Source organism: Catellatospora bangladeshensis, from assembly GCF_016862575.1.
GTDB classification, from domain to species: Bacteria; Actinomycetota; Actinomycetes; order Mycobacteriales; family Micromonosporaceae; genus Catellatospora; species Catellatospora bangladeshensis.
On sequence record NZ_BONF01000024.1, the window covers coordinates 51,956 to 66,374 of the forward strand.

Annotated in this window: 16 protein-coding genes; 8 read left to right on the forward strand and 8 right to left on the reverse strand. The window is 73.8% G+C overall.

The window, feature by feature from the left end:
* The first annotated feature begins 43 nt into the window (after nucleotides 1-43).
* Together Cba03nite_RS20320 and Cba03nite_RS20325 are read left to right on the forward strand one after the other, a co-directional pair.
* The gene (locus tag Cba03nite_RS20320) at nucleotides 44-904 is read left to right on the forward strand and encodes an MEDS and STAS domain-containing protein (protein WP_203748467.1); all 861 of its coding nucleotides are present in this window, start codon (nucleotides 44-46) and stop codon (nucleotides 902-904) included.
* Nucleotides 901-1,326 carry an ATP-binding protein gene (locus Cba03nite_RS20325; RefSeq protein ID WP_203748471.1) on the forward strand — a complete coding sequence of 142 codons (426 nt, stop codon included), beginning with the start codon at nucleotides 901-903 and terminating at the stop codon, nucleotides 1,324-1,326. The genes Cba03nite_RS20320 and Cba03nite_RS20325 overlap by 4 nt, the downstream gene beginning before the upstream one ends.
* A gap of 6 nt (nucleotides 1,327-1,332) precedes the next feature.
* Here the strand turns inward: Cba03nite_RS20325 and Cba03nite_RS20330 are convergent, their stop codons facing one another.
* Nucleotides 1,333-1,983, reverse strand: coding sequence for a response regulator (locus Cba03nite_RS20330; RefSeq protein ID WP_203748474.1), 651 nt, complete (start codon nucleotides 1,981-1,983; stop codon nucleotides 1,333-1,335).
* Nucleotides 1,980-3,194, reverse strand: a complete 1,215-nt coding sequence (locus Cba03nite_RS20335) for a sensor histidine kinase (protein WP_203748476.1) — start codon at nucleotides 3,192-3,194, stop codon at nucleotides 1,980-1,982. Before Cba03nite_RS20335 ends, Cba03nite_RS20330 begins: the two co-directional genes overlap by 4 nt.
* Before the next feature lie 133 nt (nucleotides 3,195-3,327).
* Here Cba03nite_RS20335 and Cba03nite_RS20340 point away from each other — a divergent pair, with 133 nt between their 5' ends.
* Together Cba03nite_RS20340 and Cba03nite_RS20345 are read left to right on the forward strand one after the other, a co-directional pair.
* Nucleotides 3,328-4,221, forward strand: coding sequence for an ABC transporter ATP-binding protein (locus tag Cba03nite_RS20340; protein WP_203748479.1), 894 nt, complete (start codon nucleotides 3,328-3,330; stop codon nucleotides 4,219-4,221).
* Complete coding sequence (locus Cba03nite_RS20345) at nucleotides 4,218-4,994, forward strand: ABC transporter permease (protein ID WP_203748481.1); 777 nt, start codon at nucleotides 4,218-4,220, stop codon at nucleotides 4,992-4,994. The genes Cba03nite_RS20340 and Cba03nite_RS20345 overlap by 4 nt, the downstream gene beginning before the upstream one ends.
* 100 nt (nucleotides 4,995-5,094) lie before the next feature.
* On the opposite strand, the gene Cba03nite_RS20350 is transcribed toward Cba03nite_RS20345, so the two are convergent.
* A complete protein-coding gene (locus tag Cba03nite_RS20350) occupies nucleotides 5,095-6,039 on the reverse strand; it encodes a GlxA family transcriptional regulator (protein ID WP_203748483.1) in 945 nt (314 codons plus the stop codon).
* 165 nt (nucleotides 6,040-6,204) lie between these two features.
* On the opposite strand from Cba03nite_RS20350, the gene Cba03nite_RS20355 reads away from it, so the two are divergent.
* The 4 genes from Cba03nite_RS20355 (at nucleotide 6,205) to Cba03nite_RS20370 (ending at nucleotide 8,405) form a co-directional block, all read left to right on the forward strand.
* Nucleotides 6,205-6,858 (forward strand): DJ-1/PfpI family protein, encoded by a 654-nt coding sequence (locus Cba03nite_RS20355; protein WP_203748486.1) that lies wholly within the window; start codon nucleotides 6,205-6,207, stop codon nucleotides 6,856-6,858.
* 2 nt (nucleotides 6,859-6,860) lie between these two features.
* Nucleotides 6,861-7,178 carry a hypothetical protein gene (locus Cba03nite_RS20360; RefSeq protein WP_203748488.1) on the forward strand — a complete coding sequence of 106 codons (318 nt, stop codon included), beginning with the start codon at nucleotides 6,861-6,863 and terminating at the stop codon, nucleotides 7,176-7,178.
* 134 nt (nucleotides 7,179-7,312) lie between these two features.
* Nucleotides 7,313-7,615 carry a putative quinol monooxygenase gene (locus tag Cba03nite_RS20365; protein ID WP_203748490.1) on the forward strand — a complete coding sequence of 101 codons (303 nt, stop codon included), beginning with the start codon at nucleotides 7,313-7,315 and terminating at the stop codon, nucleotides 7,613-7,615.
* Between the two features lie 37 nt (nucleotides 7,616-7,652).
* Entirely contained in the window at nucleotides 7,653-8,405 is a 753-nt protein-coding gene (locus tag Cba03nite_RS20370; protein ID WP_203748492.1) for a helix-turn-helix domain-containing protein, read from the forward strand.
* 9 nt (nucleotides 8,406-8,414) lie between these two features.
* On the opposite strand, the gene Cba03nite_RS20375 is transcribed toward Cba03nite_RS20370, so the two are convergent.
* The 5 genes from Cba03nite_RS20375 to Cba03nite_RS20395 form a co-directional block, all read right to left on the reverse strand.
* Entirely contained in the window at nucleotides 8,415-10,430 is a 2,016-nt protein-coding gene (locus Cba03nite_RS20375; protein ID WP_203748495.1) for an FAD-dependent oxidoreductase, read from the reverse strand.
* Between the two features lie 241 nt (nucleotides 10,431-10,671).
* Nucleotides 10,672-11,511: an ABC transporter permease gene (locus Cba03nite_RS20380; RefSeq protein ID WP_203748498.1), complete on the reverse strand. Its 840-nt coding sequence runs from the start codon at nucleotides 11,509-11,511 to the stop codon at nucleotides 10,672-10,674.
* Nucleotides 11,508-12,461 carry an ABC transporter ATP-binding protein gene (locus tag Cba03nite_RS20385; RefSeq protein ID WP_239125903.1) on the reverse strand — a complete coding sequence of 318 codons (954 nt, stop codon included), beginning with the start codon at nucleotides 12,459-12,461 and terminating at the stop codon, nucleotides 11,508-11,510. Before Cba03nite_RS20385 ends, Cba03nite_RS20380 begins: the two co-directional genes overlap by 4 nt.
* Nucleotides 12,458-13,543 (reverse strand): hypothetical protein, encoded by a 1,086-nt coding sequence (locus tag Cba03nite_RS20390; protein WP_203748504.1) that lies wholly within the window; start codon nucleotides 13,541-13,543, stop codon nucleotides 12,458-12,460. Before Cba03nite_RS20390 ends, Cba03nite_RS20385 begins: the two co-directional genes overlap by 4 nt.
* The gene (locus Cba03nite_RS20395; protein ID WP_239125904.1) at nucleotides 13,527-14,396 is read right to left on the reverse strand and encodes a sigma-70 family RNA polymerase sigma factor; all 870 of its coding nucleotides are present in this window, start codon (nucleotides 14,394-14,396) and stop codon (nucleotides 13,527-13,529) included. The genes Cba03nite_RS20390 and Cba03nite_RS20395 overlap by 17 nt, the downstream gene beginning before the upstream one ends.
* Nucleotides 14,397-14,419 lie beyond the last annotated feature (23 nt).

Consider the following 14,419-nt stretch of genomic DNA (forward strand, 5'->3'; position numbering starts at 1 on the left):
GGGTAATAGCGGCCTGCCACCCCGCGCCGGAGAAGGGATTTTCATGGCGGATGCGGTCACCGTCGACGAGCTTCACCCAGGTGATCATGCCTGTCTGACGTTCACCGACCCGGATGAGCGGCTCGACCTGGTGGCCGAGTTCGTCGCGGACGGCCTGCACCGGGGGCAACGGGTGATCTGCTTCACGGATTCGCTGAGCCCGGACGAGCTGGCCGCCGAGCTGGCGATGCGGGAGGTCGCCGCAGTGGCGGCCATCGGCTCCGGCCAGCTCACCCTGTACGCCAGCCACGACGCACCGGCCGTGGAGGGCGGGGCGACCGCCGAGCGCATGGTGGCGCTGATCGCCGCGGAGCGGCACCGGGCGGCCCGGCGGGGCGTGCCGGGGCTGCGCGTCGCCGCCGACATGTGCTGGGCCGGCCGGCCGATGGCGGTGGACCAGCTGCTGACGTTCGAGCGGCAGGCGGCGAGCCTGTTCACCGACGGCCGGCTGACCGCGATCTGCCAGTACGACCGGGAGACCTTCGACGCGGTGACGCTGGCGTTCGCCGCCGACGCCCACCACAAGACCATCGCGGCGCTCGCCTACCACGACACTCCCCTGCTGCGGATCTGCCGCCAGCACCGGCCGGCGGGGGTGCGCATCGCCGGGGAGATGGACTACACGCACCTGGAGCCGCTCGGCCAGGCGCTCACCGAGGCGCTGCGGCTGGACGACAACATCCACCTCAACCTCACCAAGCTGCGTTTCATCGACGTCACCGCCGCGACGGCCATCGTGCAGAGCGCCCTGGCGCTGCCCGCGCCGCGCCGGATGACCGTCTCCTGTCCCCCGCCGGTCGCGGCGGTCCTGGAGGCGGTCGGCGCCGGGCAGGCCACACAGATGTCCTTGCAGAGGCAACCATGAGCAGCGCCGAGCCCGTCCAGGATCCGCCCAGGCCGATGACACAGCCGGGGCTGGACACGTCGTTCGTCACGGAAGACCTGTACACGCTGCGGGCCTCGGTGGCCGCGCACGCGGCCGAGTTCGGGCTGGCCGATCCGGGGCTGAGCCGCCTGCTGGTGGTCGCCACCGAGCTGGCCACGAACGCGATCCGGCACGGCGGGGGCAGCGGCCGGCTGCGCCTGTGGCGAGCCGACGGCGCCGTGTACTGCGAGGTCAGCGATGAGGGCACGGGCATCGCCGATCCCGGCACCGCGGGCACGCAGCGGGTGCCGCTCAGTGAGCAGGGCGGGCGCGGCCTGTGGGTGGTGCGCCAGTTCACCGACGAGTTCGACATCTCCGGCGGACCGTCCGGCGCGGTCGTCACCGTGAAGATTCTTATCTGAGGCCGCTCAGACCTGACCGGCGTCGTGGGCGAGCAGCGCGATCTGGACCCGGTTGTTGAGTTCGAGCTTGGCCAGCAGCCGGGACACGTACGCCTTGACCGTCGCGACGCTCATGTGCAGCCGGGCACCGATCTCGGCGTTGGACAGTCCCTGGCCGACGGCGACCGCGACCTCGCGCTCGCGTTCGGTAAGCCGGTCCAGCGCCTGCCGGGCCCGGCTCGCCCGGACCGCGCCGGTGCCGTCGGTGACCTGGCTGATCAGGCGGCGCGTCACCGACGGGGACAGGATCGGCTCGCCCGCCGCGACCCGGCGCAGCGCGCGTACCAGCTCCGGCGGCGGGGTGTCCTTGAGCAGGAACCCCGCGGCACCGGCCCGCAGCGCCCGCAGCACGTGCTCGTCGGCGTCGAACGTGGTCAGCACCACCACGTCGGGCGCGCCGGGACGGCGGCGCAGCAGCTCGGTGGCGGCCAGCCCGTCCATCCGCGGCATGCGGATGTCCATCAGCACGATGTCCGGGGCATGCGCGGCCACCGCCGCCGCGACCTCGGTCCCGTCGGCGGCCTCGGCGACCACCCGCAGATCGTCCAGCCCGGCGAGCATCATCGTCAGCCCGGCGCGCACCAGCGGGTCGTCGTCCACGATCAGCAGCCTGATCATGCGGGCCACGGCTGCCAGGTCCAGAGCCGGAAGTCGCCCCCGCCGGTATGGCCGTGCTCGATGCGGCCACCCGCCAGCGACACCCGTTCGGCCAGCCCGATCAGGCCCGTGCCGGTGCCGGGGATGCCCGGTGCGCCGCCCAGCGGCGCCCGGCTGAGCACCTCGACGGTGATGCCGTCCTCGGGCCCGCCCTCGACGGCGACCTGCACGGCGGCGCCCGGCGCGTGCTTGCGGGCGTTGGTGAGACCCTCCTGGACCACGCGGTATGCGGTGCGCCCGGCGTGGGCGGGGACGGCCACCGGCTCGGGCAGCCGCTGCGACAGCCGCACCCGCATCCCCGCCGCCCGCGACTCCTCGACCAGCGCGGGCAGGTCGGCCAGGGTCGGCTGGGGGCGGTCGGGCTCCTCTCCGGCGTCGGCGGCGCGCAGCACCCCGATGACCTGCCGCAGGTCCTGCAGCGCCTGGTGGGCGCTGTCGCGGATGACCCCGGCGGCGCGGGCGACCTCCTGCGGCGGGGCGTCGGGCCGGAACTCCAGCGCCCCGGCGTGCAGGCTGAGCAGCGAGATCCGGTGGGCGAGCACGTCGTGCATCTCGCGGGCGATGCGGGTCCGCTCCCGCTGGCGGGCCTGCGCGACGTGCTGCTCCTGTTCGGCCTCGGCCCGCTCGGCCCGCTCGCGCAGCGACTGCACGAGCTGGCGGCGCGCGCCGATGAGCAGCGCCCAGCCGGTGACCATGGCGAGGATGGTCAGGGTCCACACCAGCGAGAACGCGTAGCCGAACTCCCGGTCCGGGTAGATCGCCAGATACGGCAGCGTGGCGACCGCCTGCAGCCCCGCGATGGCGAGCACCGTCCGCGGCCGGCACAGGGCGCCGACGGTGAGCAGCATGACGATGCCCGCGCCCGACGACATCGGGGAGAACGTCCCGGCCAGCGCGGTCGCGACGGCCAGCCCGACCGGGAGACGGCGACGCCAGAACAGGGCCAGGCAGAGCACCGCGGCCGTGGCGAGATCGGCGAAGGCGAGCAGCTCCGGCAGGGGCTGCGGCCGCCAGGCCACCTCGAGGTCGTACACGACCAGCCCGACGAACACGGCGACGACCACGCACCCGGCGTCGGCCAGCCGGTCGCGGGCCGAGCGGCGGCCGTCGGCGCGCAGCTCGCCCGGCAGCAGCCGGCGCAGCAGGGGGTGGGGGGCATCGCTGCTCGTCATGGTGCGTCCCAGGGTACGGGCGGCCCACGGCGGCGGGTACCGACTTTGGTCTACGGCACACGCCGACCGAAGTCGGCAGCCGTCGCCCGGCGGCCGCAGCGCGGCGGCCCCGCGTCCGCCCACGCTGGTACGCATGATCGAGGTCGCTCATCTCACCAAGCGCTACGGCGCACAGCTCGCCGTGGACGACGTCTCCTTCACCTGCGAGCCGGGCACCGTCACCGGCTTCCTGGGCCCGAACGGCGCGGGCAAGTCCACCACCATGCGCATGATCTGCGGGCTCACCCCGCCGACGGGCGGGCACGCCACCGTCGCCGGACGCCCGTACCGACGGCTGCCGAACCCCGGGCGGGAGGTGGGCCTGCTGCTGGACGCGTCGGCCCAGCATCCGGGCCGTACCGGCCGGGAGACCCTGGCACTGGCCGCGCAGCTGCTCGGCGTGCCCGAGTCCCGGGTCGGCGACCTGCTGGCCCTCGTCGACCTGCCCGCCTCGGCGGCACGCAAACGCGTCGGCGCGTACTCGCTGGGCATGCGCCAGCGGCTCGGCCTGGCACAGGCGCTGCTCGGCGAACCGCGGGCGCTGATCCTGGACGAACCCGCCAACGGGCTGGACCCCGAAGGCATCTTCTGGATGCGCGGCCTGCTGCGCGACTTCGCCGACCGGGGCGGCACCGTGCTGCTCTCCTCCCACCTGCTGCGCGAGGTAGAGGCGGTCGCCGACCGGCTCGTCATGATCGGCAACGGCCGGATCTTGGCCCAGGGCGCCAAGGACGAGCTGCTCGCCGGTGCCGGGACGCGGGTGCGTGCGCTGGACCCGGGCGCCCTGCACCGGGCGCTCGCCGCGGCGGGGCTGGCCCACACCCCGGCCGGCGGAGGGGCGCTGCTGGTCGACGCCGATGCCGAGGCCGTCGGGCGGGCCGCCGCGGCCGCCGGGCTCGTGCTGCTGGAGCTGGGCTCGCGCGGCGCGCACGGCCTGGAGGAGATGTTCCTCAGCCTGACCACCACCCCCGAAGGGACCGCCCGATGAGCGTCACCGCCCCCGCCCGGACCACCGAGGTCATGATCACGTACCCGGCTCCCTCGCTGTGGCGGCTCACCGTCGTCGAGCTGCGGAAGATGGCCGACACCCGGGCCGGTGCCTGGCTGCTCGCGATCACCGTGCTGCTCGCGGCGGCCGTCGTGGTGGTGGTCACGACCGCCGGGGAGGCCACCGACCTGACGTTCCCCGCGCTGCTCGCGCCGACCCTGCTGCCCGCCGCCGTGCTGCTGCCGGTGCTCGGGGTGCTGTCGGTCACCGGTGAGTGGTCGCATCGCACCACGCTGACGACATACGCGCTGGTGCCCCGGCGGATGCGGGTCACGGCGGCGAAGGTGCTGGCCGCGCTGGCGCTCGCGGCGCTCGCGTACGCCGCCTGCCTGGCCGCGACGGCGGCGGCGCTGCCGTTCGCCGACGCCGGGGCGGACCCGTGGCGGATCCCGGCGCAGTTCCTGGGCCGCACCGGGCTCTTCCTGGTGGTGAACGTGCTGCTCGGGGTGGCGTTCGGCCTGGCGCTGATGAACTCCGCGCTTGCCGTGGTGCTCTACTTCGTACTGCCGATCGGGTGGAGCATCCTCGGCGAGCTGGTGACCGCGCTGCACCGCCCGGCCGAGTGGCTGGACCTGTCGGTCACCTCCGGCCTGCTGCTGGAGCCGGTGATGACGGGGCGCGACTGGGCCCGGCTGGGCACGTCGGCGGCCGTCTGGATCGTGGCGCCGTTCGTGCTGGGCCTGCTGCGCCTGCACCGCCGCGAGGTCAAGTGACCTGCTGACGCTTTCGGGGAAACTGCACGAATCCAGTGCTCGATACCTGCAGTTTCCCCGATACTGCAGCCACTGTCCCGTGCCCACAACCTACGCGGGCTCAGCGCGGCTGCTGGAAGGTGGACCGGTAGGTCTGCGGGCTGGCGCCGACGATGCGTTTGAACCGGTCGCGGAAGGCGGTCGGCGATCCGAATCCGACCTGGGCCGCGATGCGGTCGACGGGGTGGGTGGTGGCTTCGAGCAGGTGCTGGGCGCGGCGGATACGGGCGCGCAGCAGCCACTGCAGGGGCGTGGTGCCGGTCTGCTCGCGGAAGCGGCGGTTGAGCGATCGGGTGCTCATCCCGGCGCGGGCGGCGATGGCGTCCAGGCCGAGGTCCGTGGCGCAGTTGTCCTCCAGCCACGCCAGCACCGGCTCCAGCTCGGAGCCGCGCGGGGTGGGCGGCTGGTCGTGGACGATGAACTGCGCCTGGCCGCCCTCGCGTTCCAGCGGCATGACCGACAGGCGGGCGGCGTCGGCGGCGACGGCGGAGCCGTGGTCCCGGCGGATCAGGTGCAGGCACAGGTCCAGGCCCGCGGCCGCGCCCGCCGAGGTGAGCAGCTGTCCGTTGTCGACGTAGAGCACGCCGGGGTCGACCTCGATCGCGGGGTGGCGCTCGGCGAGCAGCCCGGCCGCGATCCAGTGCGTGGTCGCGCGCTGCCCGTCGAGCAGCCCCGTCGCGGCGAGGATGAACGCGCCCGAGCAGATCGACGCGATGCGGGTCCCGCGTGCCGCCGCGGCCCGCAGCGCGTCCAGCACCTCATCGGGTACGCGGTCGAGGGCGGCCGTGCCCGGCAGGATGATCGTGTCGGCGTCGGCGAGGGCGTCCAGCTCCCACGGCGCCTGCAGCGTGAACGCGCCCGCATCGACGCTGGACGTGACCCCGCAGACGCGCACCCGGTACGGCGTCCGCCCATCCGGCAGCCGGGTACGCGAGAACACCTCGATGGGCGTGGCCAGGTCGAACGGGATGACCTGGTCGAGGGCGAGCACGGCCACGATGTGCATGGCCGGAACTATAGCGCCCACCTGTTTCCCGCCATGCTGCTGAAGTGCCCATCTGCGGCTGACAGGCACTTGGCGAGAACCCGTTGGAAGCTGGCAGTCCAGCCACTTCTCGTGATCATGCCGCCTGACTAGCGTCGAGATGCGTCCAAGGAGGTCTGATTCACGATGCTTGCCCAGTTCGTTCTCTTCGACGGATTCGATCCGCTCGACGTCATCGCGCCCTATGAGGTGATCGCCGCCGCCGGTGAGCTCACCGAGCACACCGTCACCGTCGAGCTGGTCAGCGCGGAAGGCGTACGCGAGGTGCCCAGCGGTCTCGGCCTGCTGACCCTGCGCGCCACCGCCCGGCTCGACCCGCACCGCGCCGACCTGATCGTCGTGCCCGGAGCAGCGGGGCAGCTGCCCGAAGAGGGTGGCGAACCCGCCGACGACAGCATCCCGGTGCTGCTCGGCCGCACGCTCGACACCGGGCTGCCCACGCTGCTCGCGCAGGCGCTCGGCCGCGACGGCGTCACCGTCGCCACCGTGTGCGGCGGCTCGATGATCCTGGCCATGGCCGGTCTGCTGGAGAACCGCCCGGCGACCACCCACCACCTGGGCACGGACCTGCTCGGCGCGACCGGTGCCGTGCCCGTCGACGCCCGCGTCGTCGACGACGGCGACCTGGTCACGGCCGCCGGGGTCACCTCCGGCCTGGACCTCGGGCTGTATCTGCTGGAGCGCGAGTTCGGCCCGCAGACGGCGCTGGCCGTGGAGCGGCTGTTCGCCCACGAGCGGCGCGGCACGGTCTGGCGCCGCCCGGCTCCGGCGGCGGTGTGACCATGTCCCACTCCGTCGAAGGCACCTGGGAGCTGTCCATCCAGACGCCCCTGGGCCGCCAGCACACCATCCTCACGCTGACCCGCGACGGGGACCGCCTGTCCGGCGTGATGCGCGACGTGCGCCACGGCGAGCAGGTCGCCCTGACCGGCCTGGAGCAGCAGGGAACGCGGCTGACCTGGGCCCAGTCGATCACCCGCCCGATGCGGCTGAACCTCACCTTCGAGGTCACGGTCGACGGCGACGAGATGACGGGCCTGGCGAAGGCGGGCCGCCTACCGGCTTCGAAGGTGACCGGCCGACGGTCACCGGCGGCGTAGGTCACCTGACTGCGCTGATGCTGTCCGATGCGAGCGTGAAGGCGTCCGGCTGACGGGAGCCGGGCGGGTGGTCCGGGCCGGACGATGGAACCGTTCCCGCCGCGGCAGTCGCGGCCTGATCAGGAGGTTTCCGCATGCTCATCGCCATGGTCGACTTCACCGTCGCCGCCGCCGACCGCCCGTCCGCGCTCGCCCACCTGGACCAGGAGCGCGACCAGGTGCGCGCCATGCCCGGCAACGCCGCCTACCGGGTGTACGCCTCCCGCGAGGACGACACCGCGATCACCATCGTGCACGAGTGGCACGACCAGGCGTCGTTCGCGGGCTACCTGGAGTCGCCGTCGTTCACGCGGTCGGGCCGGGTGCTCCGGCCGATGATGACCTCGGCTCCGGTGAGCCGCCGCTTCCACGCCGAGCTGCTGGAGACGGTCGGCTGACCGAGGGCTCCTACGATGTCGGGATGCGAGGCCGCCGATGACCCGTGAGGCGTACGCCTTCGTGCGGGACTTCGCCGCCGAACCCGCCCGTGAGCTGTGCGTGGACCGTCACTACCTGCTCTGCGCCTCCGCCGGTGTGCTCCGGCTGGAGGCGCAGGGCCAGGCTTGGCTGCTGCCGCCCGCACGAGCGGCGCTGATCGAAGCGGGCAGGCCGATCCAGGTGAGCATCCCGTCGCCGGTGACGACGGCTTCGGTGCTGTTCGACCCCGGTTTCGCCCCGGCGCCGCCCGCGCCGCTGACCGTGTTCGACCTCAACCCGCTGGCGCGGGCCTTAGTCGGCGAGTGCAGCGCCTGGGGCGACGGCGAGGAGCCGCTGCCCGCGTACGCCCGGACGCTGTTCGCCGCGCTCGCGGCCGTCACCTGGCGGCTGGCCGAGCAGCCGAGCCCCGTCGTCGTGCCGGCGGGACGGTCGCCGGAGCTGCGCCGGGCGCTGCGGCTGACCGAGGAGCGGCTCGGCGGCCAGGTCCGGTTCGAGGAGCTGGCCGCCGAGGTCGGGCTGGTGCCGCGGTCGCTGGCCCGCCGGTTCGCCGAGGAGACCGGCCTGACCTGGCAGGCGGTCCTGCGCCGGATGCGGGTGCTGCGCGCGATCGAGGAGCTGGCCGCGGGCGACGCCCCGATCACGAGGATCGCCTTCAGCGTCGGCTACACCTCGCTGTCGGCGTTCAACGCCGCGTTCCTCGACCTGACCGGACGCACGCCGACGCAGTACCGGGCGAGTTTCCGCCCGTGACCGCCAGGGTCACGCCGGGACGAAGCGGGCCGCGTCGGCGACGACGTAACCGTTGGTGGCCTCGGTGCGGATCAGGACGCTCGCGCCCGCCGGTGACGAACCGGCGGGCAGGGTGAACGTGCCCAGCGACACCCACTGCCCTCCCCCGCTGCGCTGATCGACGGTGCGGGTGGTGACGGTGCCGTTCGCGCACACGTCGACCGGGACGTTGCTCGCCCGGTTGGCGTGGGAGGTCCAGCGCAGGTACACCTGGTAGGCGCCCGCGGCCGGGATCGCCGGGGTGAAGCGCAGCCGGTTGACACCCTTGCCGGTGTTGTCGTCGTGCTCGTAGTCGGGGCCCCAGTAGCCCGTGGCCGCGGTGGACTTCAGCCAGACGCCCGCCCGGGTCACCCCGGGTGAGGTCGAGCTGTCCACGATGATCTCGCCGGGGGTGGTGAGCGGCCAGGTCAGCAGCTGGCCGTCGGCGCGCAGCCGGGACTGCAGGGTGGCGACGGGCACCTGCTGCACCGCCGAGCCGGCCGTGATCGCCAGGTGCGCCGCGGTCGCCGCCGACTGGGCCAGGATCATGAACACGGGCTCCATCCGGATCGAGCCGTAGGCGATGTGGCTGGCGGACAGGCACACCGGCACCAGCAGGTTCGCGCACTGCGACTCGTACGGGACGATCGCGCGGTAGCTGATCGGGTAGGGCTGCGGCACGCCGATCTGCACGTCGCCCTCGTTCTTCAGCGCGCCGGACACCACCACGCGCTGGCAGTGGTGCGAGTCCATGGTGTAGCTGGCCAGGCCGACCGAGTCGGCGGGCACGCGGCTGCCGCGGCAGTCGGCCTCCGTCATCACGTACCCGGAGACCATCCGGCGGGCCTCCCGGATGTAGAGCTGCGTGGGCCAGCCGCCGTTGCCGGCGAACTCGTCGGGGGCCAGGCCCCAGGAGGCCGTGGCGCTGCGCACCGACACGGGCAGCCGCGGATCGTTGGCCAGGAACCACATGAGGCCCTGCTGGTAGACGCGGTGCTCCTCGACCATCGCGGCCCGCGCGGCGTACGAGGCCGTGGGATAGCCGTAATTCGCGCCGATGAAGTCGGTCGAGAACGGGCCGTTGTTGTTGGAGTCCGTCTTGCCGCCGCCCACGGCGTGCGTGGTGAAGAACGGCCCGGTGTATCCCGCCTGGACGAGCCGGGCCAGCGGCTCGTAGCGGATCGCGTCGTAGCCGCCCGGCCTGGCGAACGGGATCCGGTTCGCCGCCTGGGTCAGGCACATCCGGAAGTTGTACGCCTGGATGCGCGCATCGCCGCTGCCGGTCGGCGCGACCGGGCCGGCCGAGATGCCCGGCAGCAGGCCGCTGGCCGGACTGCCCGGGGTGACATACGGGTCGACGAACCGGTCGAACTGGTGCCCGCTGCGCAGCTGCACCCCGTTGATGCTCTCGCCGTACACGGAGTTGGCCTCGCGGCCCGCCGTCCAGGCGACCCCGGCCGCCGCCATCAGATCGCCCTCGTAGGTGGCGTCGACGTACATCGCAGCGCGGTACACCTGGCCGTTGTCGCACGTCATCTCCGTGATCCGGTTGCCCGCCTTGGTGACGCCGGTGAGCCGGTTGTTCAGGTAGACCGGCACGCCCGCCTCGGCGAGCAGGTCGTCGCAGACCGCCGTGGCGACGTGCGGCTCGAAGGTGAAGCGGGCCGGTGAGGTCGGGGTGACGGCGGTGCCGTTGTACTTCGCGTACACCCGCCGGTAGAACTCCCCGGCCAGGCCGCCGATCGCGGTCTTCACTCCGCTGTCGGTCATCCCGAGCCCACCCGTGGACAGGCCGCCGACATGCGTGCCCGGCTCGACGATCAGCGCGGTGCGGCCGAGCCGCCGGGCGGTCACCGCGGCGGCGATGCCCGCCGATGTCGCGCCGTAGATCACCAGGTCGGCGGTGACGACGGCGGCAGCGAGCGCGGGCAGCTCAAGCGCGGGAACGGAGGCGGCGACCAGCGTGGCGGCGCCCAGGCGCAGGACGTGGCGGCGGGTGTGCGGCATGGCAGGCTCCTGCTCGGCAGAGGATCGGTCGAGGAGCGCGCCGCCGCACCTGACCATCAAGGATCATGCTCACATCGGCCGATGTCAACTCCTGCGCCGCCGCCACGAGCAGGCAAGCCGGGCGCGCGGGCTGGCAACCTTTCGGCGCTCCCGCGCGTCCACAATGGTGAAGCCGGCGAGGGGATCCACTTGCCGGCTTCACCATCCGCCGCCCGTCAAGCACGCGTGAGGGCACCGCGCCTCACAGGTCGCGCCGCTGGAAGGCCAGTGCGGCGAGCCCGAGCACGAGGGCGACCCAGACCGCGGCCCAGCCGAGATACGCGCCGGCGAGCGGCGCATCGCCGACCAGCGGATGGCCGATGAGCTGCGGGGACAGCAGGATCGGGTCCTGGAACGCGTACATCGCGCCGCGCCACAGGCCGTCGGTCGGCAGGATCATCCGGGACACCGTGCCGACCTGCGCCACGCTGTCGTTGCCGAGCGCGGTGCCGACTCCCCCGACGACGCCCGCGACCCAGGCCGCGCCGAACAGGCCCACCGCGACGATGCCGGAGGCCATCGGCGAGATCGCGGTCGACAGCAGCAGCCCGAGGGTGAGCAGCACCGTCGTCTGGGCCGCGAGCAGGGCCAGCCCGGCCACCGGCTGCGGCGCCTGGTAGCCGGTGGTGAACCGGACGATGAGCAGTTGCGCGCACCCGGCCGCGATCACGAAGCCGCTGCCGAACACCACCAGCCCCAGCCACTTGCCCAGCAGCACCGCCCCGCGGCGTACCGGCCTGGCCAGCACCGCCAGCGCGATCCCCGACTCGATCTCACCGGCCATGGTGGGCCCGGCGAGGAACGCGGTGCCGAGCGCGGCGATCAGGCTGAGCCCGAACATCACCAGGTTGAGCACGATGGTCGACGCCATCAGCGCCTCGCCGCTGGTGAGGCCGCCGAACTCGGCGTCGATCCGGGAGAACCCCCACGCGCTCAGCCCCAGCAGCACGGCCGTCAGCACGGCGAGCGCGCGCAGCACCCGGCGGCGGGCGACCTCGCGCAGGGTGAGCGCGGCGACGGTGAGGACGATCTTGGCGGTCATGCGTGCTCCTCGTGGCGCAGGATGTCCAGCAGCCGCTGTTCCAGGCTGATCCGTCCGGGTTCGACGGCGTGTACGCGTACCCCCAGTCGGACCAGGTCGGCGACGAGGTCCGGCACGGTGGCGGGGTCGAGGTCGGCGGGCAGCCGGACCGTGCGGTTGTCCCCGTCGCGGCTGACCGAGCCGGCGGCGGCGAGCCGCTGCTCGGCCTGCGGGCTCACCGTGTCGAGCCGCAGGCGCAGCTCGTTCTGCCCGAGCAGCTCGGCGAGGGTACCCGCCGCCGCGACCCGGCCCTTGTCGAGGATGACCACCCGGTCGCAGACCCGCTCGACCTCGCCGATGAGATGCGAGTTGAGCAGCACCGCGACCTGCCGCGACTTGAGTTCGAGCAGCAGGTCGCGCACGTCGGCACGGCCGATCGGGTCCAGCGCGCTGGTCGGTTCGTCGAGGACGACCAGCTCCGGCCGGGCGACCAGCGCGACGGCCAGGCCCAGGCGCTGCTGCATACCCTTGGAGAAGCCGCCCAGCCGGTCGCCCGCACGGTCCGCGAGGCCGACCAACGCGAGGCTCTCCCGCTGCTCGGCGGCCGGGATGTCCACCCCGGCGAGCCGGACGTGCAGGGCCAGCACCTCCGACGCGGTCAGCCAGGGCTGGTAGCGGAACAGCTCGGGCAGGTAGCCGACCCGGGCGCGGGCACGCGGATCAGCGCCCGGCTGCCCGAGCAGCAGCACCTCCCCCGCGTCCGGCCGGACCAGGCCGAGCAGCATCTTGATCGCGGTGGTCTTCCCCGCGCCGTTCGGCCCGAGCAGCCCGACCACCTCGCCCCGGCCGACGGTGAATGACACGTCGTCTACCGCGACCCGGCCGCGGTATCGCTTGCGCAGACCCGAGCACCACACCGCGGGCGCGGAAGCGGCCTGCTCGGGCCGCCGCTCAGCGGTGTCGAGACTCACCTGTCCCACCTCAGCTCGCGGGCAGCCGCCAGCAGCTCGTCCGGGGTCGACGAACCGGCCAGCGCGGTCACGACACCCCCGTCCACCCACACCACCCCCGCCATGACGCCGTTGCGCGAGGTGAGCACCGTGGCGGTCACGCCGTTCACGTCGGCGGTGGCGCTGGTCATCCGCTCGCCGGAGACGAGCAGCGGCAGCGTCGTGCCGTCGCCGGTGAAGCCGCGCAGCTGGGCGGCCAGGTCCTCGGACAGGATCGGCAACGACAGCAGGTAGTCCCGCGCGGTCGCGAACGGAACGCCGGTCGAGTACGCGGTGGGTGCGACGGCACGGGCCAGGATCAGCGTCGGCACGCCCCGGCCCTTCGCCCAGACGCCCAGCAGCCCGGGGCCGGCGGTCAGCCGGAAGCGGCTCCCGTCCAGGCCCGGCGGCACGGGTGGCAGCGCCTGGCCGTTCGTGGTCGCGAACTGCGCCGCCTTCGCCGCGGAGAAGGTGAACTCGGCGCTCACCCGGCCGCTGACCCGGTAGACCGGTTCCCCGGCGACACCACGCGGCAGCCGGACCACCTGCGGCACGGTCAGGCCAGTGGCCTGCGCGGCCGCGGCGGCGTCGGCGACCCTGCGCAGCTCGGGCTTCTCGAGGACGTGCAGCTCGCCGAAGGCGGACAGGTCCGGCAGGCTGACCAGGTCCGCATCGGACGCGGTCACCGGGACGACCTGCTCGGCGCGGAAGATCGGCAGCCAATCCGTGGCAGCGGCGACACCGGCCCCTGCCACCAGGGCCGCGACGGCGGCGACGGCGACCACGGGGCTGCGCAGCGCGATCCGGCGGCGCCGGACGGCAGCCGCGGCCGTGGTGGAGGCACCGGCCGTGGCGGTCGAGAGGCGACGCCAGCCCTCGTCGACGTCGACGTCGACGTCGACGGGCAGGTCCAGCACCGAGGCGGCCAGCGCCGCGTCGAGCCGGGCGCGCACCAGCGCGGTCTGGCAGGCCGGGCAGGCGGCGGTGTGGGCACGGTCGGCGGCGGTCACGCCGTCGGGCTCGTCGACGAGCCGGCGCAGCGTGCCGTCAGTCGGATGACGCATCACGGTTCAACTCCTTACGCAGGGCGGACTCGGCGCGGCGGACGGTGGTGCCGACGCTGCCGGGTGACATGTCGAGGGCGGCGGCAACCTCGGCGTAGCTGAGGCCGCTGTGCCGGAGGACCAGGGCAACGGCCTGCTTGCGGGGCAGCCGGGCCAGTGCCGCGCGGACCCGGCGCTGCTCGTCGCGGGCGACCACCGTGTCGGCGACGTCCGGGCAGTCCCCGTCGCCGCCCACGGCCCGCTCCCGGGTGGCCCGGCGGCGGCCCGCGCGCAGGTGGTTCAGCGCGGTGTGCGCCGCGGCGACGCACAGCCAGCCGGTCGCCTCCCCGGCCGGGACCGTGGAGCGGCCGAAGCCGAGGAACACCTCCTGCGCCACGTCCTCGGCCCCGTCGCGGGAGCCGAGCACCCGCGCGGCGACCGCGACGACCCTCGGGTACGCGACCCGGAAGACCTGCTCCAAGTCGGGCCGCACGGCGCCCGGCCGTGATCGGGGCACGGGCTCGGCTCGCCGCTGCGGCCAGCCCCGGCCGGGCGGTGACAGCACCGCCGCGCCGCCTGCTGGTTCAACACCTCGTTCCACACCTGCTGAGCACCGCCCGGCCGGCGGATGTGACACGGATGCGCCGGCGGCTCGGTAGAACTTGCGGCGGCGGCCGGTCTCGGTGATCCGCCAGACCGACGTGAGCTGGCCCAGCCGCTCCAGCCGGTGCAGCAGCGGGTAGAGCACCCCGTCCGGCCAGGCCTGCTGCCCTCCGGACAGCTCCGTCACCCGCTTGAGAATCGCGTACCCGTGGCGCTCCCGCTCCTCGACGGCGTCCAGCACCAGCGGCACAGCCCGTTCCCGTTGACCCATGGCCGTTCACCTACCCTAGAAGT

Excerpts from the sequence above, each read along its gene's own strand:
- Cba03nite_RS20330 (WP_203748474.1), bottom strand. The coding sequence starts at position 1,983 with ATGATCAGGCTGCTGATCGTGGACGACGACCCGCTGGTGCGCGCCGGG.
- Cba03nite_RS20380 (WP_203748498.1), bottom strand. The coding sequence starts at position 11,511 with ATGACCGCCAAGATCGTCCTCACCGTCGCCGCGCTCACCCTGCGCGAG.
- Cba03nite_RS20355 (WP_203748486.1), top strand. The coding sequence starts at position 6,205 with ATGCTTGCCCAGTTCGTTCTCTTCGACGGATTCGATCCGCTCGACGTC.
- Cba03nite_RS20360 (WP_203748488.1), top strand. The coding sequence starts at position 6,861 with ATGTCCCACTCCGTCGAAGGCACCTGGGAGCTGTCCATCCAGACGCCC.
- Cba03nite_RS20325 (WP_203748471.1), top strand. The coding sequence starts at position 901 with ATGAGCAGCGCCGAGCCCGTCCAGGATCCGCCCAGGCCGATGACACAG.
- Cba03nite_RS20340 (WP_203748479.1), top strand. The coding sequence starts at position 3,328 with ATGATCGAGGTCGCTCATCTCACCAAGCGCTACGGCGCACAGCTCGCC.
- Cba03nite_RS20395 (WP_239125904.1), bottom strand. The coding sequence starts at position 14,396 with ATGGGTCAACGGGAACGGGCTGTGCCGCTGGTGCTGGACGCCGTCGAG.
- Cba03nite_RS20345 (WP_203748481.1), top strand. The coding sequence starts at position 4,218 with ATGAGCGTCACCGCCCCCGCCCGGACCACCGAGGTCATGATCACGTAC.
- Cba03nite_RS20390 (WP_203748504.1), bottom strand. The coding sequence starts at position 13,543 with ATGCGTCATCCGACTGACGGCACGCTGCGCCGGCTCGTCGACGAGCCC.
- Cba03nite_RS20350 (WP_203748483.1), bottom strand. The coding sequence starts at position 6,039 with ATGCACATCGTGGCCGTGCTCGCCCTCGACCAGGTCATCCCGTTCGAC.
- Cba03nite_RS20365 (WP_203748490.1), top strand. The coding sequence starts at position 7,313 with ATGCTCATCGCCATGGTCGACTTCACCGTCGCCGCCGCCGACCGCCCG.
- Cba03nite_RS20335 (WP_203748476.1), bottom strand. The coding sequence starts at position 3,194 with ATGACGAGCAGCGATGCCCCCCACCCCCTGCTGCGCCGGCTGCTGCCG.
- Cba03nite_RS20375 (WP_203748495.1), bottom strand. The coding sequence starts at position 10,430 with ATGCCGCACACCCGCCGCCACGTCCTGCGCCTGGGCGCCGCCACGCTG.
- Cba03nite_RS20320 (WP_203748467.1), top strand. The coding sequence starts at position 44 with ATGGCGGATGCGGTCACCGTCGACGAGCTTCACCCAGGTGATCATGCC.
- Cba03nite_RS20370 (WP_203748492.1), top strand. The coding sequence starts at position 7,653 with ATGACCCGTGAGGCGTACGCCTTCGTGCGGGACTTCGCCGCCGAACCC.